Source organism: Hymenobacter armeniacus (genome assembly GCF_014699055.1).
GTDB lineage: Bacteria > Bacteroidota > Bacteroidia > Cytophagales > Hymenobacteraceae > Hymenobacter > Hymenobacter armeniacus.
On the sequence record NZ_JACXAC010000001.1, the window covers coordinates 344,196 to 365,498 of the forward strand.

Consider the following 21,303-nt stretch of genomic DNA (forward strand, 5'->3'; position numbering starts at 1 on the left):
AGAGGGGAGCCAGCCGAATTGTAGCGCGGACTATCAGTTCGCGAATTGATTGACACATCACGCGCGGACTTTCAGTTCGCGCCGCGCCGCCCGCGCCGCCGTAGCTCCCCCTCTCCTTGAGGAGAGGGGGCCGGGGGGTGAGGCGCCACGCCAGAACGACCATCCCATGCGCTTACTCCCCGCCCTCCTCTCCGTCCTGCTCCTCGCTGCTGGCTGCCGCGTGGCCGCGCCCGACGCCCCCACCTGTGCCCCGGCCGTGCCCACCGCCTTCACCCAGCCCCCGGCCGACACCGCCAGCGCCGGCCGCCAGCCCTGGCGGCAGTTCTTCCAGGACCCCGCCCTGACGGCCCTCATCGACACGGCCCTGCGCCAGAACCTAGACCTGCAGGTGGCCCTGCAGCGCGTCGAAACCGCCCGCGCCAACTACCTGGCCCGGCGCGGCGCCCTGCTGCCCACCGTGGCCGCCGCCGCCTCGGCCGGCGCCGACCGCTACGGCCGCTACACCCTCAACGGCGTGGGCAATTTCGACACCAACCTCTCGCCCAACATCGACGGGCAGCAGCGCATCCCGGGCCCGGTGACGCCGGAGTTCTTTGTGGGGCTGCGCAGCTCCTGGGAAATTGACATCTGGGGCAAGCTGAAGCAGCGCCGCCAGGCCGCCTTCCTGCGCGTGCTGGCCTCGGAGCAGGGCCGCCGCCTCGTCACGACCAACGTGGTGGCTGAAGTGGCCCGCCTCTACTACGAGCTGCTGACGGCCGACAACCAGCTGGCCGTGCTCGACCGCAACATCAGCCTGCAGCGCGAGGCCCTGAAGCTGATGCGCATCCAGAAGCAGGCCGGCCGCGCCACCGAACTAGCCGTGCAGCAGTTTGCCGCCCAGGTGGCCCGTACCGAGAGCCTGGGGCACGAAGCCCGCCAGCGCGTGACCGAAGCCGAAACCGGCCTCAACCAACTGATGGGGCGCTACCAGCAGCCCATCACGCGCGGCCGGCCGCTGCCCGGGCAGGTGCTGCCCGAGCGCCTGAGTGCCGGCGTGCCGGCCTCGGCCCTGCTGCGCCGGCCCGACGTGCGCCAGGCCGAGTTGGAACTGCAGGCTACCCGCGCCGACGTGGCCGCCGCCCGCGCCGCCTTCCTGCCCGCCCTCACCCTCACGCCCTACGTGGGCTTCAACTCCTACCGCACCGGCACGCTGTTCGACCCCACCTCGCTGGCCTACGGCGCGCTGGCCGGCCTCACCGGCCCGCTGCTCAACCGGGCCCAGTTCCGGGCCGATTTCCGCCTGGCCACGGCCGGCAGCTATGAGGCCTACTACCGCTACCAGCAGAGCCTGCAAACCGGCTTTCGGGAGGTGGTGAACGGCCTGCAGGGGCTGGAAAATTACCGCGCCGCCTCGGCCGCCCGCCAGCAGGAAGTGGAGCTGCTCACCAAAGCCGTGACGACCTCTAACAAGCTATTCGTGGCCGGCTACGCTACTTACCTGGAAGTCATTACCGCCCAGCGCAGCGTGCTGGAGGCCGAGCTAAGCCTGGCCGAATCGCGCCAGCGGCAGCTGCTGCAAAGCGTGAGCCTGTACCGGGCGCTGGGGGGCGGCTGGCAGTGAGCGGCTAGCCCACCAACTCGGCCACGAATTCCGCAGTCAGTTCGTCCAGGGTGTAAATGCGGCGGTCGGCTTCGTGCGCCGCATCGGCTTCGAGGTGGGCGTAGTTGCCCCGCAGGATGCGTACTGTTTTGAAGCCCAGCGGCTTAATGCCCACGAAGTCCTTACGCGGGTTGTCGCCCACGTAAATCACCTGGCCGGGCGGTACGCCTTCGCGCCGGCAAATCAATTCAAACACGTGCGGGGCGGGCTTGGCCCGGTGGCGGCCGTAGCGGTTGGTGAGGTAGGCGTGGCGCACGTGCCGGGCTACGGCCAAGGCGGCCACTTTGCGGGCCTGCACCTCCTTGTGCCCGTCGGTGACGAGGTAGAGCGGCCATGCCGCAAACCGGGCCAGGCAGCGCTCAGCGTCGGGATAGAGCGCGAGCTGGGGGCGGTGCTGGCGGTAGTGGCGCAGGCAGGCCGCCACCAGGGTTTTGGTCCAGCGCCCGTGCCGGCGCAGCACGTTGTCGAACACCTGGCCGCGGCCCTGCTCGGCCTCTTCGGCAATCATGCCCGCGGCCAGGGTTTCGGCCGGCTGGTGCAGCAGCGGACTCAGAAACTCCGCCACGGCCCGGAAGCCGCTGTGCACGTAGCTCAGCTCGGGGTAAAGGGTATCGTCGAGGTCGAAAACGAGGACGGGCATGGCGGCTATTCGGGCGTGGGGGCCGGCATCACCACATCGGCGGCGGCGCGCACCTGGCGCAGCGGACCAGCCGCCGGACGGAAGGGGTATTGGCTCAAATCAGCCCCGGCGGCTTCCTGCAAAAACCAGAAAAACGAGTCAACGCCCGCCGCAATGCCCAGCGTGGAAGCCCCGCCAAACCGGCAATTGCACTCGATGAGGTGCAGGCCGCCATCGTCGGTGAGCAGGGCTTGCAGCACCAGCGGCCCGTAGAGGCCCAGTTTCTCCACCAGGGGCGTGAGGCGGGCCACTAAAGCGGGGTCGGTGAGCGTGGTGCTCACCTGCGATTCGCCGTGCACGATGATGTCGCGGGTGCGCGGCACCAGGCCGTGCACGCGGCCGGCGCGGTCCACGTAGGCGTCCACGCTGATTTCGCGTCCCTGGATAAAAGGCTGAAAAACTGGCTCCTGCAGCGCCTGGGCGTGAGTCAGGGCCGTGGCTTCGGGCAGGTTCAGGCCCAGGCTGAGCGAGCCGGCGCCGTGGCGCTCTTTCACCACAAAGCCGGTACTGCCCGGGGCGGCCGGCAGCGCATCGAGGCCCAGCGCGGTGGGAATGACCGGCAGGCCGTGTTCCTGCCCAAATACGGCAAATTCAATCTTGTCCAGGCAGCGGCTCACGGCCTCGGGCGGGCTCACCAGCACCGCGATGCCGGCTTCGGCCAGCGCGGCGCGGTGCCGGCTCCAAAACGCCAGCTCGCCGTCGCGCGTGGGAATGACGTGCCCGATGCCGCGGGCCTGGCATTGGGCAATGATGTCGGCCAGGTTCTGGTCGGCGGTGGCGGGCATTTGCCAAAAGTCGTCGGTGAAATGCTGGGCCAAGCAGGCGGGGTTCATATCGCCGCCAATGACATTCATTTCTGGGTGCAGGCGCTGGGCGGCGGCTTGCACGGCCCGCACCAGCGGCACCTTGGCCGCCACGCTGCTGATGAGCACGTGGCCGGGTGCCTTGGCGGCGGCCGTGGCCTGCAGGCGGGCGCGCTCGAAGGCAATGATTTCGGGAATGGCCTGCTCCAGCGTCGTGGGCGGCAGCCAGTCTATCTGGCTGCGCCACAGGTTCATGTCTGCCTGCGAGGCCTCGAAGGGAATATCCGAGGCTACGTAGGTGGCGCGCAGGTCGGGGAAGTTCTGCTTCAGCACGGCCACCACGTCGGCCACGCGCCGGGCCCGGCCGGTACCGAGGTTGATGATGCCGCTCACCGTTTCGGCCGCCGCCAGGCGCAGCAGGCCCTCGGCGGTGTCGGCGGCGTAGAGGTAGTCGAAAAACGACTCGGCGCCGTACACCGTGATTTCCTCGCCGGCCAGCAGCATGCGTACCCAGCGCGAGGTGATATCGCGGCCATTGCGCCCGTAGCCGCGGTAGATGCGCGGAATGGCCGTGCTGAACTGCGCGCCCCGGTAGGTTTGCAAAAAGCGCAGCTCAATTTCGTGGGCCAGCTTGGCCATGCCGGTCAGGTTGCGCGGCAGGATGGGGTCGGTTTCGCGCAGGCTGCGGGGCTGCGCCGGCACCTCCGCAAAGTTGTACAGCTCAGGGTCGTAGATGAGGTAGCTGCTGGCAAACACCACGCGCCGCAACGAGGGCAGGTCCTTCTGCACCGTCATGAGGTGGTGGCTGAGGCGTACGTTGTGCTGGAAATTCTCTTCCCAGAAGCCGTAGGTTTCGGTGGAGCGCTCGAAGGTGGCCGCCAGGTGGATGAACACCTCGGGCGCAAACACGCCAATTTCCTGCTCGGTGAGGAAGTTGAGGTCGCCCTGCCGGTATTGAAAGCGGGCCGGAAAGTTGGCGGGCCGGGGTTTGAGGTCGCCCACCAGCACGTCGATGTCGGCGGGCAGCGCGGCCAGCAGGCGCACCATTTCCTGGCCGATGACGCCGGCGCCGCCGCTGATGAAAATTCGTTTAAAGGGCAGAACCAAAGGCTGTGGCATAGTCGGCGGCCAGCTGGCCGTGCATCAGTGAGTCGGCAAAAGTACCCGGCGCAAGCTGCACATGCTGCCGCAAACGCCCTTCGAGCCGGAAGCCCGCTTCTTCGAGAATGGCCACGTGCGCCGGGCGGATGTCGTAGGTCTCGGTAAACAAGCGGTTGAATTGCAGGCCCTCAAACGCCACCCGCCCCAGCAGGCGCAGGTGGGCCAGAAAATCCTGCCGGTACGTGGCCGCATCGGCCGCCCGGACGGGGTCGACCAAAAACGACACCTCCGCCCGCAAATCCGGCCAGGAAATGTGCACCAGGCCGCCGTAGGCAATCAACTGGCCGGCGTGCAACAGCGAAAACAGCAGCTGCCCCGGCCGTTCCTGCGCAAACAGCGGCAGCACCACGCGCTGGAAATAGGCTTCCTGCTGCTCGGCCGTGAGGGGCTCGGCCTGGCGCAGCACCGGCAGCTGGGCATTGCGCCAGGCGCGAATAGGCTCCCGGTCCTCGTAGCGAATGGGAATGAGCTGGTAGTCGTTCCAGCGGTAGTCGGCGGCAGGGAGGGGGCGGTAGGTCATGGTTGGTTGTCAGTTGCTCGTTGTTAGTTGTCGGGTCACAAATCAACCAGCTGACATGGCTCTGACAACTGACAACGAGCAACTGACAACTAAACCCTACACCACCAGATACGAAATCAGCGGGTTGAGCGGGCTGCGGCGCAGCGCGTAGTTGGCCACGCCGAACACCTCGTCAAACGCCAGCGTCTCGCCGGGGAACTCGGGGCAGTTCAGCTCGTCGAAGGCCACGATGGCACCCTTGGTGAGGCGGGGCCGGATGGCTTCGAGGCAGGCCTTGGTGGGGGCGTAGATGTCGAAGTCGAAATAGGCGAAGGCGATGACGGTTTCGGGGTGGTCGCGCAGGTAGCGGGGCACGGTTTCGGAAGCGTCGCCGGCCACCAGCTCAAACTTGCGCTTGTGCGGAATGGGGCTGTCGGCCTCGTGCAGGGCCAGAATCTGGGTGAGGTAGTCCTGGTACTCGGGCGTCACGCCGTAGTCGCCTTCCTTCACCAGCTTGCCGTCCTTCTCGTCCACCGACGGAAAGCCGCCGAAGGTGTCGAACCCAATGATTTTGCGGTTGTAGTTGAACGGCTCGTAGATGCCGCGCAGCGCGTGCATCAGGGCCAGATTCTGGCCCCAGCGCACGCCAAACTCCATGGCCACGCCGTGCACCGGAATGATTTGCTGGTAGAGCTCGGTGAAAAACAGCAGGCGCGAGAACGTCTGCCGGTTCAGGTACAGGCCCAGGTTGTTGAGCAGCTCGGTGTTGGGAATGGGCGACTCGCGCAGGCTTTGGGCGAAATTCTCGCGGCGTGTTTGCTCGGCTACGGGCGCGCCGCTGAGGACGCTGATGGGGGAGGACATGGGGAGTAGTTGTCAGTTGTTCGTTGTCAGTTGCTAGGGTTCGTTCGTCAACTCAAATCAAAAAGACCTGACAACTGACAACGAACAACTGACAACTAAACCGGCTGCAAAAATGCCACGATATTTCGGCCCAGCCCCACGCCGGCCATGGCTTCGTAGTAGGCCGCCACGGCCGGCAGCGGCGCCGTGCGCAGCAGCAGGTTGTCTTGTTCGAGCCGGGCGCGGTGGGCGCCCGGGCCGGCGGCGCGGTTCATCACGTAGTTCGTGGCGGAGTTGAGCAAGTTGAGGTCAATGGGCTGGTCGGCAAGGGTTTTGGCCACGCGCCAGCCCGTGGCCTGGGCCACGTTGCGCAGGCCGGTCTGGTTAAAGTAGGCCAGGTGGTCGGGCAGCACCACCCAGAAAGGGCGGTCGATGTGGCCCTGCTCCAACAGGTAGTTTTGCAGGGCCGAAAAATCGTTGGGCACCTCCACCACCAGCGTGCCGCTGGGCGCCACCAGCGCCCGGCATTGCCGCAGCAGCGCGGCCGGGTCGGGCACGTGCTCCAGCACATTGTCGAGCCACAGCACATCGAACGAGCGGCCGTCGGCAATCAGCTGAGCCAGCTGCTCCACAATATCACCGGTGCGCAGGTACGCCCGCAGCTCGGGCTGAAACCGCTCCACGCTGAAGCTGCTGTAATCCAGCCCCAGCACGTCCCAGCCCTGGCGGTGGAAGTGGGCCAGCGCCCAGCCCTCGCCGCAGCCAATGTCCAGAAAAGACTTGGGCGCGGCGGCTCCCGTTTCGGGCCGCAGTTGCTCCAGCACCCAGCGCCGCAGCCGCAACTTGCCCTCTATGTGCTCCAGCTCTTCGGGCGGGTAGCTGGGCTGGTAGGTGGTGAGGCCTTCCTGGTAGTAGCGCCGGGCGTAGTAGTCGCTCAGCTCCGTCGGGCTGGGCTTGTCGATGACTTCGTAGAAACCGTATTCGTTGAGGCGCAGGGTGTTAGGTAGAGTCATGGGAAAGCCGGGCGTTAGGGCTGAACCTGGGTGTTTTGGTCGTTGATGCGCGCCAGCCAGGGGAACCGTGCCAGCAGCGTGGACAGGCCGTCGGGCTCGGTGAGCGAAAAAGTGGCGGGCAGTTGCGAGTACAGCAGGTGCAGCAGGGCGTAGTCGCTGGGGTAGTCCACGGTCAGGCGTAGGGCGGCCACGGCCGCAGGCACCGCGCAGGGCAATTCCTCCAAGCGAAAAAGCTCGGGGTGGCGGCGCAGGTAAGGCGTCACGTGCTCGCGCTCTTCGGGGCGGGTGGCTTCGGCCGCGGCGCGGCGCAGGGCCGCGGCCGCAATGACTTCCACGTTGGTGCCCAGCGGCAGGCCGGTGGTCAGGGTATAGTCGGCGCCGGTGGCGAGGTGATGGGCCACGGCCGCCCGCACAAACGTTGGGTCAATGGCCGGGTTGTCGGCCGTAATGCGCACCACGGCCTCGGCTTCCCTGCCGTCCAGTGCCCCCACGAACCGGCCGAGTACGTCGGCTTCATCGCCCCGAAATACCTCGGCTTGTAGTGCCTGTGCGGCGGCGGCCAAGGCATCGTCGGCGGTCAGGGTGGAAGTAGCCACTACCACCGGCTGGCCGGGCGCCACAAGCTTAGCCCGGGCTACCACGTGGCCCAAGATGCTGGTGGGGCCCTCCAGCGGCAGGGGCAGCAGCACCTTGCCCGGCAGCCGTGTGGAACTCATGCGGGCCTGAATGATGACGACGATACGGGCAGAATGGGTCGGGGACATGGAGCGTTAGCGAATGGTCCAGCCGCCGTCGACCACTAGATTATGGCCCGTGACAAAATCGGAAGCAGATGCACTCAGGTACACAAAAGCCCCCGCCAAATCCTCGGGCCGGCCGATGCGGCCCAGCGGGTTGCGCCGTTCCAACTCGGCCACGAAACCAGCCTGCTCCTGCACCCGCGCGCTCGGAAAAGCGCCCGGCGATACGCAGTTTACCTGAATGTTTTCGGGCCCCAGATACGAAGAAAAGTACTTGGTGAGTTGAATAACAGCGGCTTTGGCCGCGCCGTAGTGGGGCGGGTTCAGAAACTGCGGGTGCGCGTCGTAGGCGGCAAAGTCGGGCGCTACCATGCCGTACATGGAGGCCACGTTGATGATTTTGCCGCCGCCGTTTTCGCGCAGGTAGGGCAGCACCTCGCGCAGGCAGCGGTAGGCGCTGCCCGCCGAGCCGTCGAGGCCGTGGGCGAACTGCTCGTCGGTCAGGGCATCGGGCTGCTGGCCGGCGCTGTACACGGCGTTGTTGATGAGCACGTGCGGCGCGCCGTGCTGTTCGCGGATGGCACGGAACGCGGCTTGTACCGAGGGCGTGGACGCCACGTCGCAGACTTGAAAGTGCACGCGGCCGTCAGGGATTTCGGCGGCGAATTGCTCCGCAAAGCTGGCCTCATGGCGGGCCAGCACCACCACGCGGGCCCCATGCGCCAGCAGGCCCAGCACCATGGCCCGGCCCAGGTGGCCGTAGCCACCCGTCACGAGAATAAGTCGGTCTGTCAGGTCAAACAGCTTGGAATAATCGGCTAGGAGCGGGGCGGCCATGCGTAGGGCAGGATAAATTCGTCGGTGGTTTCGGCCAGCGCCAGCAGTTCGGGGCGCAGCTGCTCGGCGAGCCGCGAAAATGCGCCGGCCGCTACATTTTCCTGCAAATTAGCCGCCGAATCCACGCCCACCACCAAGCGCGCCACCCCCGGCGCGAAAGCCGCAAACTGCAGCAGCAAGGCCGGAAGCGACACGTTTGCATCCTGGGCCAAGCGGCGCAGCCGGGTCAGCTTGGGGGCCAGCGGCGCAAAGAAGGGAGGCAGGGCAGACGGGTCGCGCAACAGCAAGCCTTGCAAAAAAGCTGACCGCACGTGCACCTCCACCCCGCGCCGCGCCAGTTCCGGCAGCAGAGGTCCAAAGCGCTGGTCTAACACGTTGAAAGGCACCTGCACTAAGTCGGCATCGAGCCCAGTTTCCAGCAGCCACGCCGCCTCCTGCGGGTGGTAAAGCGACAGCCCGATGCGCTGCACCAGCCCCGCGTGGCGGGCTTCCTGCAACGCCTCCCAACCCACTGCCTGCTCCCGAAAAGCATTGAAGCTGTGAAACATGACCCCATAGACGGCAGGCTGCCGCAGCCGCGCCAGTGACTCCTGCAGCTGGTGCTGCACCTGGGCGGCCGAACCGGCGGCCAGCTTGGTCACAACTTGAAACGGCGCGGCGGCCGGGCTATGCTCGCTCAGCCAGTGGCCCAGCCGGACTTCGCTGTCGCCGTAGGCCGCGGCGGTGTCGAGCAGCGTGATGCCCGCGGTTTGGGCGGTGCGCAATACGGCGTGCACGGCCGCGTCGTAGGGGCGTCCGGCGGTGTTGTTGATGCCGTAGTCGAGCCCGAACTGGACCGTGCCCAGCGCGAGCCGGCTCAGAAAATCAGCGGAAGTCGCGGGGCTGCTAACCGGCATTATCAGCAGTCACAAACTCGGTGATGCACGCCACCACGTAGGCTTGTTCCTCGTCGGTGAGCGTGGGAAAAAGCGGGATGCTGAGGCAGTGGGCGTAGTATTCTTCCACCAGCGGGAAGTTGCCGGCCCGCCAGCCCAGGCCTTCGTAGTAGGGCATGCGGTGCACCGGAATGTAGTGCACCTGGGCAAAAATCTGCCGCGTTTTCAGGAAGTCGTACAGCCCTTTGCGGTTGGCAATTTCGATGACATAGAGGTGGTAGGCGTGGCCGGGGCGGCCGGGGGCCAGCACCGTCACGCCGGGCACCTGGGCAAAGGCGGCATCGTACTGCGCGGCCAGCTGGCGGCGGCGGGCCAGGCCTTCGTCGGCGCGGGCGAGCTGGCTCAGGCCCAGGGCGCAGTTGAAGTCGGGCAGGCGGTAGTTGTAGCCCAGCTCTTGCATTTCCATGTACCAGCCGCCGTCGGGCTCGCGCCGCAGGTCGGCCGGGTCGCGGGTAATGCCGTGGGTGCGCAGGCGCAGCAGGTGGTGGAACAGCTGCTCGGAATTGGTGGTAATCATGCCGCCCTCGCCGGTGGCAATGTGCTTCACGGGGTGGAAGCTGAAGATGGCCAAATCGGCAAACTGGCCATTGCCGCAGCGCTGCTCCCGACCCTGCGAATCGATGAAAAAGCCGCCCGGCGCGTGGCAGGAGTCCTCAATTATCCAGAGCCCAAACTCGTCGGCCAGCTGGCGGGCCTCCTCCAGGTTCACTGCCAGGCCGGCAAAATCCACCGGAATCAGGCCCGTGAAATGGCCTTTGGGGTGCGCTTTCAGTAAGGCGCGCACCTTGGCTAAGTCAATCAGCCCGGTTTCCGGGTCGATGTCGGCAAAGTGCACCTCGCCGCCGCAGTAGCGCACGCAGTTGGCCGAAGCCGCGAAGGTAAGCGGCGTGGTGATGACGCGCTGGCCGGGCTGCACGTGCAGGGCCAGGGCGCAGAGGTGCAGGGCGGCCGTGCCGTTGGCCACGGCCACGGCGTACGTTGCGCCCACGTAGGCGGCAAACTGCTTCTCAAACTCGGCCACGGTCGGGCCCTGGGTGAGGTAGTCGGCGTGCAGGGCGGCCGTTACCGCGGCCACGTCGGCCTCCGTGATGTGCTGGCGGCCGTAGGGCAGGGGGCGGGAGGGATAGAAGGACGATTCAGCCATGGAACCTGCTAAAATATTCAGACCCCAAATTCGGCGTCCACGTGCAGGCGAATTTCCTCGCGAATCTGCTCCGCGTCCAGCCATTCCTCGTTGTTGGCCGAGTCGTAGTAGAAGCCCAGCGGCACGCGGCGGCCGTTGAAATTCTGGATGAACTTCTCCACGTCCCAGGTCGGCATCGAGGGCAGGATGACGTAGTAGCGGTCCAGCTCCACGGTGCTCAGGGCGTCGGTTTCCGTAATCATGGCCTCGTGTAGCTTCTCGCCGGGGCGGATGCCCACGATTTTCTGCTCGCACTCCGGCCCGATGGCGCGGGCCACTTCCGTGATTTTGTAGCTCGGGATTTTGGGCACGAAAATCTCGCCGCCCCAGGCGTGCTCCAGCGCATAGAGCACCAGGTCCACGCCTTCTTCGAGCGAGATGTTGAAGCGCGTCATGTCGGGGTGGGTGATGGGCAGCACGCCCGTGTGGCGCTGTTGCAAAAAGAACGGCACCACCGAGCCGCGCGAGCCGATAACGTTGCCGTAGCGCACCACCGAGAAGCGCAGGTCGCGCGAGCCCTTCATGTTGTTGGCGGCCACAAACAGCTTGTCGGAACACAGCTTGGTGGCGCCGTAGAGGTTGATGGGCGCGGCGGCCTTGTCGGTGCTCAGGGCCACCACGTCCTTCACGCCGGAGTCGAGGGCGGCGTTGATGACATTTTCGGCGCCAAAAATGTTGGTTTTGATGCACTCCATCGGGTTGTACTCGGCGGCGGGCACCTGCTTGAGGGCGGCGGCGTGAATCACGATGTCGATGCCTTCGCAGGCGCGGTGCAGGCGCTGGGGGTCGCGCACGTCGCCGATGAAGTAGCGGATGGCCGGGTACTGGGCCGGGCTGAACTCCTGGCTCATTTCGTACTGCTTCAGCTCATCGCGCGAAAACACCACGAGGCGCTTCACCTGCGGGAATTTTTCGAAAACGGTACGCACGAACTGCTTGCCGAACGAGCCGGTGCCCCCCGTGACGAGGATGGATTTGTGGTTGAGGTCGAGAGCCATGAAAAAGAGTAAGCCGAAACAGGAGGACAAAAGTAGTTCAATTGGTGTTGCTAGAGAGATTGTACCCCGAAGCTGTGCTTCGGTTCGCGTCGGGAGTCGTTCAACGCGAGCCGAAGCGCAGCTTCGGGGTACACTGCCTCGCAAAACTGCCCGCCGCTCCCGACCTTCGCGCCGCAGAGCTTCTGCCGCGGCCCCGATGTTATTCAACTCCCTCCACTTTCTGGTCTTTTTCCCGCTGGTAGTCGGGCTGTATTTCGGCTTGCCGCCGCGGTGGCGGGGGGGGCTGCTGCTGCTGGCCAGCTATTATTTCTACATGAGCTGGCGGGCCGTGTATGCCCTGCTGCTGCTGGCCACCACGCTCGTGGACTACTACAGCGGCTACCGCATGAGCCAGCTGCCCACCAAGCAGGCGCGGCGGCCCTACCTCTACCTCAGCCTGGTGAGTAACCTGGGCACGCTGTTCGTTTTCAAGTACTTCAATTTCTTCCGCGACTCGGTGCTGCAGCTGGCCGAAGCCTTTCACCTGCCGCACGGCAGCGGGCCGGCGCTGGGGCTGCTGCTGCCGGTGGGCGTGTCGTTCTACACGTTTCAGTCGGTGGGCTACATCATTGATGTCTACCAAGGCCGGCTCGGGGCAGAACGGAATTTCGGGCGCTTCGCCTTATTCGTGGCGTTTTTTCCGCAGCTGGTGGCCGGGCCCATCGAGCGGGGCGGACACATGCTGCCGCAATTTCGGCGGGTGCACACCTTTGACTATGCCCGCGTGGTGAGCGGGCTGCGGCTCATGGCCTGGGGCCTGTTCAAAAAAGTGGTGGTGGCCGACCGCCTGGCCCTGCTGGTGAACCCCGTGTTCAACAACCCGCGCCAGCACCCCGAGGGCCCGCTGTTGCTGCTGGCCACGCTGGCCTTTACGTTCCAGATTTACGGCGACTTTTCGGGCTACACCGACATGGCCCGAGGCGCGGCGCGCGTGCTGGGGTTCGACTTCAACCTCAACTTCCGCCAGCCCTACCTGTCGGCTTCGGTGCCCGAATTCTGGCGGCGCTGGCACATTTCGCTGTCGAGCTGGTTTCGCGATTACGTGTACATTCCTCTGGGCGGCAGCCGGGTGCGGCCCGCCCGTGCCTATGCCAACCTGCTGGCTGTCTTCCTCATCAGCGGCCTGTGGCACGGCGCCAACTGGACCTTTCTGGTATGGGGTGGCCTGCATGGGTTCTACCTCGTGCTCAGCACCTGGGCGCGCCCGCTCAAGGAAAAGCTGGCGCACCTCACCGGCCTGGCCGGCCGCCCGCGGCTGCGGCGGGCCTGGGGTGTGCTGGTCACCTTCGGGTTGGTGGCCTACGCCTGGATTTTCTTTCGGGCCAACACTTTTGGCGATGCCGTTTTCATCAGCCGGCACCTGCTGAGCGGGTGGGACCAGCTGGGCGGGCGCGGCACGGCCACGCTGCTGCTCGAGTTCTCGCAGCACTACCGGCCCGAACTGGCCGTGGCGGCCGTCAGCGTATTGCTGATGCTGGGGCTGGAATACCTTGGGCGGGCGCGTAGCCTGCAGGCCTGGGTTTCGGCCCAAACGGCGGCCGTGCGTTGGTCGGGCTACGTGGGGCTGGCCTTGCTGATTCTGTATTTGGGCGTGTTCAACAGCACCTCGTTCATCTATTTCCAGTTTTGAAAACGCCTCAGACTTCCGCGGTTTTGAAGCTGCTGGGGCGGCTGGCGCTGCTGGCGGGCGCGGTGTTGCTGGGGGCCATGGCCCTTGGGCCGGTGGTGCTGCGCGGGCGGGTCGATGCCTTTTACGGGCGCTTCACCGGCCCACCGGCGGGCTCTCTTGTATTGGGCACCTCGCGGGCGGCGCAGGGCATCCGGCCGGCGGTGCTGGCCGGGCAGCTGGGCAGTCGCTTCGAAGGGCCGCTGCTCAATTATGCTTTCACGCTCACGCACTCGCCTTACGGGCCGGCCTACTTGCGCAGCATCCAGCGCAAGCTGCGGCCCGGGGTGAAGAACGGCCTCTTCATTGTGGCCGTCGACCCGTGGTCGCTGTCGCTCACCGGGCCCGAGGGCGTTTATCCCGAAGACAATTCCTTCATCGGCCAGCTCCACCAGGTCAGCCAAAACCCCAACCTGGCCTACCTCACCACCTACCAAACCAAGCCGCTCTACCGCCTGCTGCTCGACTACGCCACCGCCACCGAGCGCCTGCACCCCGACGGCTGGCTAGAAGTGAACATCGGCACCGACAGTGCCCAGGTGCGCGCCCGCACCGCCCGCAAGCTGCAGGACTACCGCCTGCTGGCTGCCAGCCAGCACCTGTCGTCGGGCCGCCTGCAGGCCTTGGGGCAGACCATTCGGTTGCTGCAGCAGCACGGCCGGGTGGTGCTCGTGCGCCTGCCCGTGGGCGCAGCGTTGCTGGCGCTGGAGCAGAAATACCAGCCCGGTTTCGACCAGCAAATGCGCCAGCTGGCGGCGCAAGCAGCGGCACCTTACCTCGATTACAGCAACGCCCCCTACGCCACCACCGACGGCAACCACTTGCAGCGCAACGCCAGCGGGCCGTTCAGTCAGCAGCTAGCCAGTGATTTACAAAAGGTATTACCTCGCTAACGGCTAGGGCGCAGGTTCCGCTACTTCGTACACGTATATGCGCCAGTAAGCGCGGGCATCGGCAAAGTCGGCCACGGGGCGCAGGCCGCTACGCGCCGGACTGGCCAGCCGGGCCGCGCTGAAAATGAAGCGACCTCCCATTTTGCGGAACGCCGCGGCATCCAGCGCCCAGTCCTGCACGGTGCGGACAGGCTTGGCCGGCACGAGGAAGTCACGGCCCAGCTCGTGCGAAAAAAAATAACAGCGGTTGCCCCAGGCATCGAAGTAGGTGGCCAGGGCCGGGTCTTTGGCCAGCTCGCCGGCGATGAGGGGGCGGAACTGGTGTTTGTAGCTGAGGGGGTAGCTGTTCTGGTTGCTGTCGAGGGTATAGAAGTCGTTGAGCTGCGCCACGGCCGGCGCGAAGCCGAGGCAGCCCACGCGGTAGCCGCTGGGGGCCATGCTGGTGCGTTGGGTCAGGTAGGTGTTGATTTTTTCAAACAACGGAGCAGCCACGTACTGTGCGTAAGTGGGCTGGGCCTTTTTCGGACACCCGGCCAGTTCGCGCAGGTTGTTGGTCCATTCGGCATTCATCAGCAGGCCAATGAAAAGCTGCGTGGCCACCAGCAGCGCCGCCACCGTGTGGCGCCGGCCCGGCAGCAGCCGCAGGCTCAGGGCCAGCACGCCGAAGCTGGCCAGCGGCAGCAGAAAGCCCAGCCGGGTCAGGTTGAAGGCGTGCAGCAGCGGCAGGCGGTGCTGCACCACCGCCACGGCCTGCAGCACAAACCCACAAAAAAGGGCCACCGCCACCATGCCCGCCACCCAGGGCGCCAAGCGCCGCGCCGCCACCCGCCAGCCACCCCGGCCCCAGGCCAGGGCCGCCAGCACGGCCAGCACCAGCGCCCCCCGAAAAAACTGGCTCGAATGGTACTGGCCCAGCAGCAAGAAGTTGGCCGCCGAGCGCAGGCCGGGCCCCAGGCCAAACGCCACCGTCCGCAGCAAATCGTGCTCGACGCGGTGCGACACGAATTGCTGCGTCACCAGCAGGGAATAGAACAGCGGCCACTCCACCACCACGTACATCAGCGCCAGTAGGGCCGCGGCGGCTCCCACCCGCAGCGCGGCTGCCCGCCGCCCGTAAAACGCGTCATACAAAGCCAATCCCGCCGCCGCGCCGGCCAGGAAGGGACCCACAAATACAAAAAAGGACCACACCGGAAAGGCCGCCACCAGCAGCCAGGGCCACCAGCCCCCGCGGCCCGCCCGCAGGCGCAGCACCGCCAGCAGCAGGGCGGGTTGGCCCAGCACGGTTAGTCCATACATGGAATAAATGGGCAGCGTGGCCCAGGCCACCGCCAGCCCCGCCGCCAGCCACCGCCGCCTCGGGCCCGGCAGCCAGCGCCGTCGCAGCAGCGCCCACATGCCCAGCAGCCCCAACAGCCGCACCAGCGCCTGATTGACCAGATACGCCGCCCACGGCGGAAACATCCCAAACAGCCACACCGTCGGGTTCAGCCCCGAGCGCAGGGCGTTGCGCGGCAGCCCGTTCATGATGCTGGGCATCACCGCCGTGGGCCGGTAGTCGAACACCACCCGAAACTTATTCAGCAGGTAGGGGCTGCCGATTTCGGTGTCCAGGTTGTCGTGGATGGTGATAAAGCTGTGGCTGCCCAGCAGCAGAAACGGCAGCAGAAACAGCACCAGCCCCGCCAGCGCGAGGGGCAGCGGCTGTAAGAAAGTGCGCCTGCTTCTCATCGTCTTTTGGGCCGCATGGTTAGCTGGCGGCAATTTCGGCCAGGCGCGCCGTGAGGGCGCGGCGCGAGTAGCGGTGGTGGCTCACGGCCGGCAGGTCGAGGTTGGGGTTGTGGCGCCACTGGGCTACCAAAGCTTCCAGCGTTTCCAGCATCAGGGCCGAGTTGCGGTAGGGCAGGGCCTGGCCGGCGTCGCACTCCTGCAGCAGGTTGTCGGCGTCGGACCCGGCCGGGCCCACGCACAGAATAGGTTTGTTCGCCGCCAGGTACTCAAAAATCTTCCCCGGCAGGATACCAAAATTGCGCGGCACATCCGGAATGGCCATCAGCAGCACCGAGGCGCTGAGCAGGTATTCCACCGACTTATCGTGCGGCACAAACGGAATAAACTCGGTGGCTGCCAGCAGCCCCGCCTGTTCTATTTGCCCGCGCAGCTGCGCCGATACCTGCCCCACGAACCGCAGCCGCAGCGGCACGTCCGGGTGGCGCTTGGCGCAAGTCGCCACAGCTTCCAGCAGGCAATCGATATGATACAGCTCCGTGATGGTGCCGGTGTGGGTGATGCGCAGGCAGTCCGTGGGCGGCTGCGAAGACTTCTGAAAATCCGACTCGTCGTAGCCATTGGGCAGCACCTGAAACTTGGCCGACGGCAGCTCCGGCAGCTTGGCCATAAACAGGCGCTTGGTTTCGGGCGAGGTCACCAGCACGGTATCGGCCTGCGTTAGCACCTGCCGCTCGTAGCGCGCATCGAGCCAGGACGCCAATGGCGTGTGATGCAGGTCTTTGTAGTAGTAAATGTCCGTCCAGGGGTCGCGCAGGTCGGCCAGCCAGCGCAAGCCGTGGCGCTTTTTCAGCGCCAGGCCGATGAGCTGGGTGGAATGGGGCGGCGAGGACGTGAGCACGGCATCAAACTGCTCGCCCGCGGCCAGCAGCTTTTCCACCGCGGCCAGCGCGTGGCGGTTCCAGCCGCGGCGCGGGTCCGGAATGAACAGGTTGCCGCGCACGAAGCGCAGCGCCTTTTGCATCAGGCCAGGCTTGCCCTCGTTAGCAAAGCCGCCGTAAGGCACGGCGCGGCCCGTCAGCTTCTTGTAGCTCTCGAAGGGCTCCGACGTTTTAGTTCTGATGACGCGCACGTCGGCCGGCACTTCGGCCAGCAGGCTTTCGTCGCGCACGGGATAGGTGGCCTGGGCCGGGTCCACGGTTATCACGGTGGCTTCCACGCCAAACTGGCCCAGGTGCTTCACCCACTTGAGGCAGCGCTGCACGCCGGCCCCGCCCGAGGGCGGCCAATAATAGGTGATGACGAGCAGGCGCAGCGGACGGGTGGCGGGCACGGGAGCAGGGGAGAGCAAGCGGGGCGCGAAGGTACACGCTTTGCCGGTTTTCGGCCTTTTTTGGTTACTTTTGGGGTTCAATAACTGCCTGATTTCGCGCGGCTCGTCCGCGCCCGGTCGGCTTCTTCCGTACCTCCCGCTCAACTCAGCGATTCATGTTTGATAATCTCTCCAATAAGCTCGACCGGGCCATCAAAACCCTCAAAGGTCAGGGCAGCATCTCGGAAATCAACGTCGCGGCCACCATCAAGGAAATTCGCCGCGCCCTGGTCGATGCCGACGTTAACTACAAGGTTGCCAAAGAAGTAACTGACAAAATCAAGGACGCCGCCATGGGCCGCGACGTGCTCACGGCCGTGTCGCCGGGCCAGCTCATGGTGAAAATCGTCTACGATGAGCTCACCGAGCTCATGGGCGGCGAGAAAAAGGACATCGTCATCAAAGGCGACCCGGCCGTGATTCTGCTCTCGGGCCTGCAGGGCTCGGGCAAAACCACCTTCGCCGGCAAGCTGGCCAGCTACGTCAAGAAGCAGGGCCGCAACACGTTGCTGGTGGCCTGCGACGTGTACCGCCCGGCCGCTATCGACCAGCTCAAGGTGCTCGGCGAGCAAATCGGCGTGGAAGTGTACTCGGAAGTTGGGAACAAAAACCCCGTCGAAATCTCGCGCAACGCCATCGACTACGCCCGCAAAAACGGCAAGAAGGTGGTGATTATCGACACCGCCGGCCGCCTGGCCGTGGATGAGCAGATGATGCGCGAGATTGAGGCCGTGAAGTCGGCCATCAACCCCAGCGAAACGCTGTTCGTGGTGGACTCCATGACCGGCCAGGACGCCGTGAACACCGCCAAAACCTTCAACGACCGCCTAAATTTCGACGGCGTGGTGCTCACTAAGCTTGACGGCGACTCGCGCGGTGGCGCGGCCCTCTCCATTCGGGCCGTGGTCGAAAAGCCCATCAAGTTCATCTCGACGGGCGAGAAGATGGACGCGCTCGACCTGTTCTACCCCGACCGCATGGCCCAGCGCATCCTGGGCATGGGCGACGTGATTTCGCTGGTCGAACGTGCTCAGCAGCAGTTCGATGAGGACGAAGCCAAGCGCATTGAGAAGAAAATCCGTAAAAACCAGTTCGACTTCAACGACTTCCTCGGCCAGCTCGAGCAAATCAAGAAGATGGGCAACATTAAGGATTTGATGGGCATGATTCCGGGCATGAGCAAGGCGATGAAGGACGTGGAAATCGACGACGACGCCTTCAAGCCCGTCGAGGCCATCATCCGGAGCATGACCAAGCAGGAACGCGCCAACCCCGACCTGCTCAACGCCTCACGCAAGCGCCGCCTGGCCAAAGGCTCGGGCACGGAGCTGCAGCAGGTGAACGACCTGATGAAGCAGTTTGACCAGATGCGCCAGATGATGCGCAAAATGAACAAGCTCAGCCAGACCAAAGGCGGCCTGGCCCAAATGCAGAAAATGATGGGCGGCATGCGCGGCGGTGGCGGCGGCATGATGGGGCGCTAAGCCCGCCGGCCCACGGCCACAACACAGCAAAGCCCGGGCGAAAGACCGGGCTTTTTTGCGCCGCTGCTTGTTCCAAAAGCGGAATAGGAGGGCGCTAAAGGGCAATCGTGAAACGACTTGTGGAAAAATTAAGTCGACCCGGAATCTTTTGGTGCAATTCTTGTTAGTCTCATCGTGAAAGAATAGTTTTTTAAGGTGTTTTGGTATGGAAAAGGACGCCCCCTTGGGACGTCCTTTTTTTATTTACTTACTATCAAGCACTTGCGACGAATAAATATTAGCCCAACTGAATGTTGTCCACAAAAAAGGCCGTTTTGTGGACAAATATTGTCCACACGTGGACACCCGTTGACAGACGACAATTCGAGGTAGCAAATGTGATAATGGCGGGAAAACGGCCCAAGGCCACAAGCCTTACTCGGGTTTAGCTCCGAGGTGTGGAACCAATAGCTCCTTGGCTACCGATAGGCAGCCTAATACCAAGCAAGCGTTGGCCACGAAGTACAAGACTTGATAGACGTTCGGTTCTATGCGGAAACCGAAAACAATGAACTCCACCACTTCATAAGATTGCTCACGAATCTCAAATTCTTGGAAGCTCACTTCTCCCTCCGTTGTATCAACAGCTCGTGTTAGATAGAAGAAGAGGGGGAAAGCTAATAGCCACCATAAGCGAGGCCGGAAGATTTTGCGGAGCATTATTGATTCTTGATTTTGTTCTTAAAGGCGCCGAATTGATTCTGGGTCTCCATGCCCCTTCCAAACACAAATTCTGTGAAGAAGCTCTGGCCACTGACGTTTTCGTATTCAAGGCGCATGTTATTAGGAACCCACTTCTTCAGTGCAACTTCAGCTTCTTCTTGAGTGCCGTAAAAGGGCTTCCGAAGTTGGTGTCTGTAAATAAACTCTTCGTGGACTAGAAGCGGTTGATGGTACTCACGAGGAGGATTGATGCTGTGTACGCCTACTTCCTTGGGTGCCCTAATCATGATGAGGTAGGCGTTATGCTCCGAATTGTTGCGAACGGTCACCTCGTATTCTCGGTACAATGTGTAGTCACAAGGCGGATTATAGTACTTGGATTCGGCTTTGATATACTTCTCCTTGAACACGACCTTCATGTACAACTTGGGTTGGTTGTACCGCTTCATGAAGAGCTTCATAAGCGGGTCTACGATTCTTCCAAAGAAGCCCAAGAAGGCCGATGACGTCAACATGAGTAGAATGCTAAGGGGGTAATCCTAGCGGTAAACTTACAGTCACGCTGGTCATTATCGATTGACATGAGGATGTGGATAACTAAGGGAATTTGGGTTTGGGTATGGTTCTCGCCCGGGCTTACCTTAGCTAAACATTCAAGCTATTCCACATGGACCGCCCCCAAATTCTGACTGAACTCATGCCAGTTCGCATCATTAGCTATAAACTCACGGAAGGAGGGATGCGGCTTGTGGTGGAAGCTCCTAATGAGGACCTAGCTGACACGTTTGCTTCTCTGTTTACGCATAACGTTCGCTACAGTACAATTGGGAATGGCAAAGCTGAAACCTATTTCGAGTGGGACGATGTAGAAGTTTACTCCGATACTACATGGGGGTATCTGATTTTGCCAGACCCCAACATACAGCCTAAGGTTAGCCATTTTCTGGAAAGCGATTTACGATGGTTAGAAGAGCTAACCAGCTCGTTTATCAATCTAGGGGATTCGTGGTCGGCTACCCAGATGAAGCTCGCTCAACATGCCATTAACTACCGTGACCACATCATCTTTGAAATGGAACAACGGTGGCAAGAAGTCGAAGATGAGAAGTACCCCAAAGGCAAAATTGCCCGTTTAGCGGCAGAGGAAGCCCGGAAGGAGAGACTGGAGATAGCAAACCAAGAGCGCCTAGCCAAGATGACTCCGAAGGCAAGAGAGGCGGAAAAAGAGGCGGAAAACGACCTCCCCTTCTAAGTCAGATAATTCCCAGCGCCTTCCATCGTCAACATGTCCACTTTCATCAAACTCACCAACGGCACTACCGTCAATACCTCCATCATCGGGAGTGTCCAGAAATACGAACGGTTTACTGCGCGCATGTTATCCGCGTCCTTAAACCGTCAACGAGACCCTACTGTGGAAACGGAAAAGGCAAAGGGTATACCCTCTATCCAGATGTTGGAAATCCAAGGGAAGGAGACCATACTTGAGTTCGAAACCGACGAAGCTCGGGACGCTGAGCTGAGCCGAATGGAAGCCATTCTTCTAGGTAAGCCAGAGTCAGCATTCGAGAGCTTGAGCTTGAACAAGTCTATCGTCCAGTCGGTACATGCCGCTTGGGGGTATCAGTCGTTAAAGCTTTCCATCAAGCTTGGCACTGAGGAACCCCTTGTCATCGGCATTGCGGAAGACGACGAAGTGGAAATGGAGAAGGCCAAGGCGTTTCTGGCTCATTTCGGTCTTGAGTTGCCCGTAAGCTTTGGAGACTACATGAAGGGCAAGTACGATGAAAAGGGAATGCGCAAGGACAAGGAAGCCTTCTAGTCTACTTGGTGATGGTAATCCAGCACTCGTCCCCGGCGTCCAGTTGAGCCTTCAACATGTCGGTGGTCTTGCCCGTGCCAACTAACAAGCAGCCTTCCGAATCGGTGGCGTAATTGCTCGTGTGGATACGGCTACGCGCCATAACCTGAGTGACCAACCGACATGATACTGATTGAGCTGCTGCCACGCCAGCGCCAATGTTCGTCTTAGGGAAATGAGAGAAGGCTTCAAGCAGAAATTCACTAGAATTCTTCTATCTCAACCCGA

The 21,303-nt window shown here is 63.2% G+C and carries 20 protein-coding genes; 6 read left to right on the plus strand and 14 right to left on the minus strand.

All coding sequences use genetic code 11. From position 1 onward, the window contains the following. Positions 1–166: 166 nt before the first annotated feature. Positions 167–1,600 (plus strand): efflux transporter outer membrane subunit, encoded by a 1,434-nt coding sequence (locus IC234_RS01510; RefSeq protein WP_190922068.1) that lies wholly within the window; start codon positions 167–169, stop codon positions 1,598–1,600. Between the two features lie 4 nt (positions 1,601–1,604). Here IC234_RS01510 and IC234_RS01515 read toward each other — a convergent pair whose 3' ends face one another. The 10 genes from IC234_RS01515 to pseB form a co-directional block, all read right to left on the minus strand. Next, entirely contained in the window at positions 1,605–2,279 is a 675-nt protein-coding gene (locus IC234_RS01515) for an HAD family hydrolase (protein WP_190922069.1), read from the minus strand. Between the two features lie 5 nt (positions 2,280–2,284). Next, a complete protein-coding gene (locus IC234_RS01520; RefSeq protein ID WP_223827422.1) occupies positions 2,285–4,228 on the minus strand; it encodes an NAD-dependent epimerase/dehydratase family protein in 1,944 nt (647 codons plus the stop codon). After that, positions 4,212–4,802, minus strand: a complete 591-nt coding sequence (locus IC234_RS01525) for a GNAT family N-acetyltransferase (RefSeq protein WP_190922071.1) — start codon at positions 4,800–4,802, stop codon at positions 4,212–4,214. Before IC234_RS01525 ends, IC234_RS01520 begins: the two co-directional genes overlap by 17 nt. A 96-nt stretch (positions 4,803–4,898) precedes the next feature. Next, positions 4,899–5,645 (minus strand): class I SAM-dependent methyltransferase, encoded by a 747-nt coding sequence (locus tag IC234_RS01530; protein ID WP_190922072.1) that lies wholly within the window; start codon positions 5,643–5,645, stop codon positions 4,899–4,901. A gap of 95 nt (positions 5,646–5,740) precedes the next feature. Continuing rightward, a complete protein-coding gene (locus IC234_RS01535) occupies positions 5,741–6,637 on the minus strand; it encodes a class I SAM-dependent methyltransferase (protein ID WP_190922073.1) in 897 nt (298 codons plus the stop codon). 14 nt (positions 6,638–6,651) lie between these two features. Then, entirely contained in the window at positions 6,652–7,401 is a 750-nt protein-coding gene (locus IC234_RS01540) for a cytidylyltransferase domain-containing protein (protein WP_190922074.1), read from the minus strand. Positions 7,402–7,407: 6 nt separating this feature from the next. After that, entirely contained in the window at positions 7,408–8,214 is an 807-nt protein-coding gene (locus tag IC234_RS01545) for an SDR family NAD(P)-dependent oxidoreductase (protein WP_190922075.1), read from the minus strand. Next, a complete protein-coding gene (locus IC234_RS01550) occupies positions 8,196–9,110 on the minus strand; it encodes an aldo/keto reductase (protein WP_190922076.1) in 915 nt (304 codons plus the stop codon). The genes IC234_RS01545 and IC234_RS01550 overlap by 19 nt, the downstream gene beginning before the upstream one ends. Continuing rightward, positions 9,100–10,293, minus strand: coding sequence for a UDP-4-amino-4,6-dideoxy-N-acetyl-beta-L-altrosamine transaminase (pseC, locus tag IC234_RS01555; RefSeq protein ID WP_190922077.1), 1,194 nt, complete (start codon positions 10,291–10,293; stop codon positions 9,100–9,102). The genes IC234_RS01550 and pseC overlap by 11 nt, the downstream gene beginning before the upstream one ends. Positions 10,294–10,310: 17 nt before the next feature. Further along, positions 10,311–11,330, minus strand: coding sequence for a UDP-N-acetylglucosamine 4,6-dehydratase (inverting) (gene pseB / locus IC234_RS01560; RefSeq protein WP_190922078.1), 1,020 nt, complete (start codon positions 11,328–11,330; stop codon positions 10,311–10,313). A 196-nt stretch (positions 11,331–11,526) separates the two neighbouring features. On the opposite strand from pseB, the gene IC234_RS01565 reads away from it, so the two are divergent. Together IC234_RS01565 and IC234_RS01570 are read left to right on the plus strand one after the other, a co-directional pair. Further along, positions 11,527–12,999, plus strand: coding sequence for an MBOAT family O-acyltransferase (locus tag IC234_RS01565; protein ID WP_190922079.1), 1,473 nt, complete (start codon positions 11,527–11,529; stop codon positions 12,997–12,999). Then, positions 12,996–13,928, plus strand: a complete 933-nt coding sequence (locus IC234_RS01570; RefSeq protein WP_190922080.1) for a hypothetical protein — start codon at positions 12,996–12,998, stop codon at positions 13,926–13,928. Before IC234_RS01565 ends, IC234_RS01570 begins: the two co-directional genes overlap by 4 nt. Before the next feature lie 3 nt (positions 13,929–13,931). Here the strand turns inward: IC234_RS01570 and IC234_RS01575 are convergent, their stop codons facing one another. Then, positions 13,932–15,659 (minus strand): DUF6044 family protein, encoded by a 1,728-nt coding sequence (locus IC234_RS01575; RefSeq protein ID WP_190922081.1) that lies wholly within the window; start codon positions 15,657–15,659, stop codon positions 13,932–13,934. Positions 15,660–15,678: 19 nt separating this feature from the next. After that, the gene (locus IC234_RS01580) at positions 15,679–16,989 is read right to left on the minus strand and encodes a glycosyltransferase family 4 protein (protein WP_317173309.1); all 1,311 of its coding nucleotides are present in this window, start codon (positions 16,987–16,989) and stop codon (positions 15,679–15,681) included. Between the two features lie 155 nt (positions 16,990–17,144). On the opposite strand from IC234_RS01580, the gene ffh reads away from it, so the two are divergent. Next, complete coding sequence (ffh, locus tag IC234_RS01585; protein ID WP_190922082.1) at positions 17,145–18,512, plus strand: signal recognition particle protein; 1,368 nt, start codon at positions 17,145–17,147, stop codon at positions 18,510–18,512. 698 nt (positions 18,513–19,210) lie between these two features. Here ffh and IC234_RS01590 read toward each other — a convergent pair. After that, positions 19,211–19,729, minus strand: coding sequence for a hypothetical protein (locus IC234_RS01590; protein WP_190922083.1), 519 nt, complete (start codon positions 19,727–19,729; stop codon positions 19,211–19,213). A 152-nt stretch (positions 19,730–19,881) separates the two neighbouring features. Here IC234_RS01590 and IC234_RS01595 point away from each other — a divergent pair, with 152 nt between their 5' ends. Both IC234_RS01595 and IC234_RS01600 read left to right on the plus strand, forming a co-directional pair. Next, the gene (locus IC234_RS01595) at positions 19,882–20,466 is read left to right on the plus strand and encodes a hypothetical protein (RefSeq protein WP_190922084.1); all 585 of its coding nucleotides are present in this window, start codon (positions 19,882–19,884) and stop codon (positions 20,464–20,466) included. Between the two features lie 33 nt (positions 20,467–20,499). Beyond that, entirely contained in the window at positions 20,500–21,036 is a 537-nt protein-coding gene (locus IC234_RS01600; RefSeq protein WP_190922085.1) for a hypothetical protein, read from the plus strand. 1 nt (position 21,037) lies between these two features. Here IC234_RS01600 and IC234_RS01605 read toward each other — a convergent pair whose 3' ends face one another. Beyond that, positions 21,038–21,178: a hypothetical protein gene (locus IC234_RS01605; protein WP_190922086.1), complete on the minus strand. Its 141-nt coding sequence runs from the start codon at positions 21,176–21,178 to the stop codon at positions 21,038–21,040. Positions 21,179–21,303: the final 125 nt, after the last annotated feature.

Excerpts from the sequence above, each read along its gene's own strand:
- IC234_RS01600 (WP_190922085.1), top strand. The coding sequence starts at position 20,500 with ATGTCCACTTTCATCAAACTCACCAACGGCACTACCGTCAATACCTCC.
- IC234_RS01515 (WP_190922069.1), bottom strand. The coding sequence starts at position 2,279 with ATGCCCGTCCTCGTTTTCGACCTCGACGATACCCTTTACCCCGAGCTG.
- IC234_RS01595 (WP_190922084.1), top strand. The coding sequence starts at position 19,882 with ATGGACCGCCCCCAAATTCTGACTGAACTCATGCCAGTTCGCATCATT.
- IC234_RS01605 (WP_190922086.1), bottom strand. The coding sequence starts at position 21,178 with ATGGCGCGTAGCCGTATCCACACGAGCAATTACGCCACCGATTCGGAA.
- IC234_RS01550 (WP_190922076.1), bottom strand. The coding sequence starts at position 9,110 with ATGCCGGTTAGCAGCCCCGCGACTTCCGCTGATTTTCTGAGCCGGCTC.
- pseC (WP_190922077.1), bottom strand. The coding sequence starts at position 10,293 with ATGGCTGAATCGTCCTTCTATCCCTCCCGCCCCCTGCCCTACGGCCGC.
- IC234_RS01530 (WP_190922072.1), bottom strand. The coding sequence starts at position 5,645 with ATGTCCTCCCCCATCAGCGTCCTCAGCGGCGCGCCCGTAGCCGAGCAA.
- IC234_RS01540 (WP_190922074.1), bottom strand. The coding sequence starts at position 7,401 with ATGTCCCCGACCCATTCTGCCCGTATCGTCGTCATCATTCAGGCCCGC.
- IC234_RS01575 (WP_190922081.1), bottom strand. The coding sequence starts at position 15,659 with ATGAGAAGCAGGCGCACTTTCTTACAGCCGCTGCCCCTCGCGCTGGCG.
- ffh (WP_190922082.1), top strand. The coding sequence starts at position 17,145 with ATGTTTGATAATCTCTCCAATAAGCTCGACCGGGCCATCAAAACCCTC.
- IC234_RS01510 (WP_190922068.1), top strand. The coding sequence starts at position 167 with ATGCGCTTACTCCCCGCCCTCCTCTCCGTCCTGCTCCTCGCTGCTGGC.
- IC234_RS01590 (WP_190922083.1), bottom strand. The coding sequence starts at position 19,729 with ATGTTGACGTCATCGGCCTTCTTGGGCTTCTTTGGAAGAATCGTAGAC.
- IC234_RS01565 (WP_190922079.1), top strand. The coding sequence starts at position 11,527 with ATGTTATTCAACTCCCTCCACTTTCTGGTCTTTTTCCCGCTGGTAGTC.
- IC234_RS01545 (WP_190922075.1), bottom strand. The coding sequence starts at position 8,214 with ATGGCCGCCCCGCTCCTAGCCGATTATTCCAAGCTGTTTGACCTGACA.
- IC234_RS01535 (WP_190922073.1), bottom strand. The coding sequence starts at position 6,637 with ATGACTCTACCTAACACCCTGCGCCTCAACGAATACGGTTTCTACGAA.
- IC234_RS01525 (WP_190922071.1), bottom strand. The coding sequence starts at position 4,802 with ATGACCTACCGCCCCCTCCCTGCCGCCGACTACCGCTGGAACGACTAC.
- pseB (WP_190922078.1), bottom strand. The coding sequence starts at position 11,330 with ATGGCTCTCGACCTCAACCACAAATCCATCCTCGTCACGGGGGGCACC.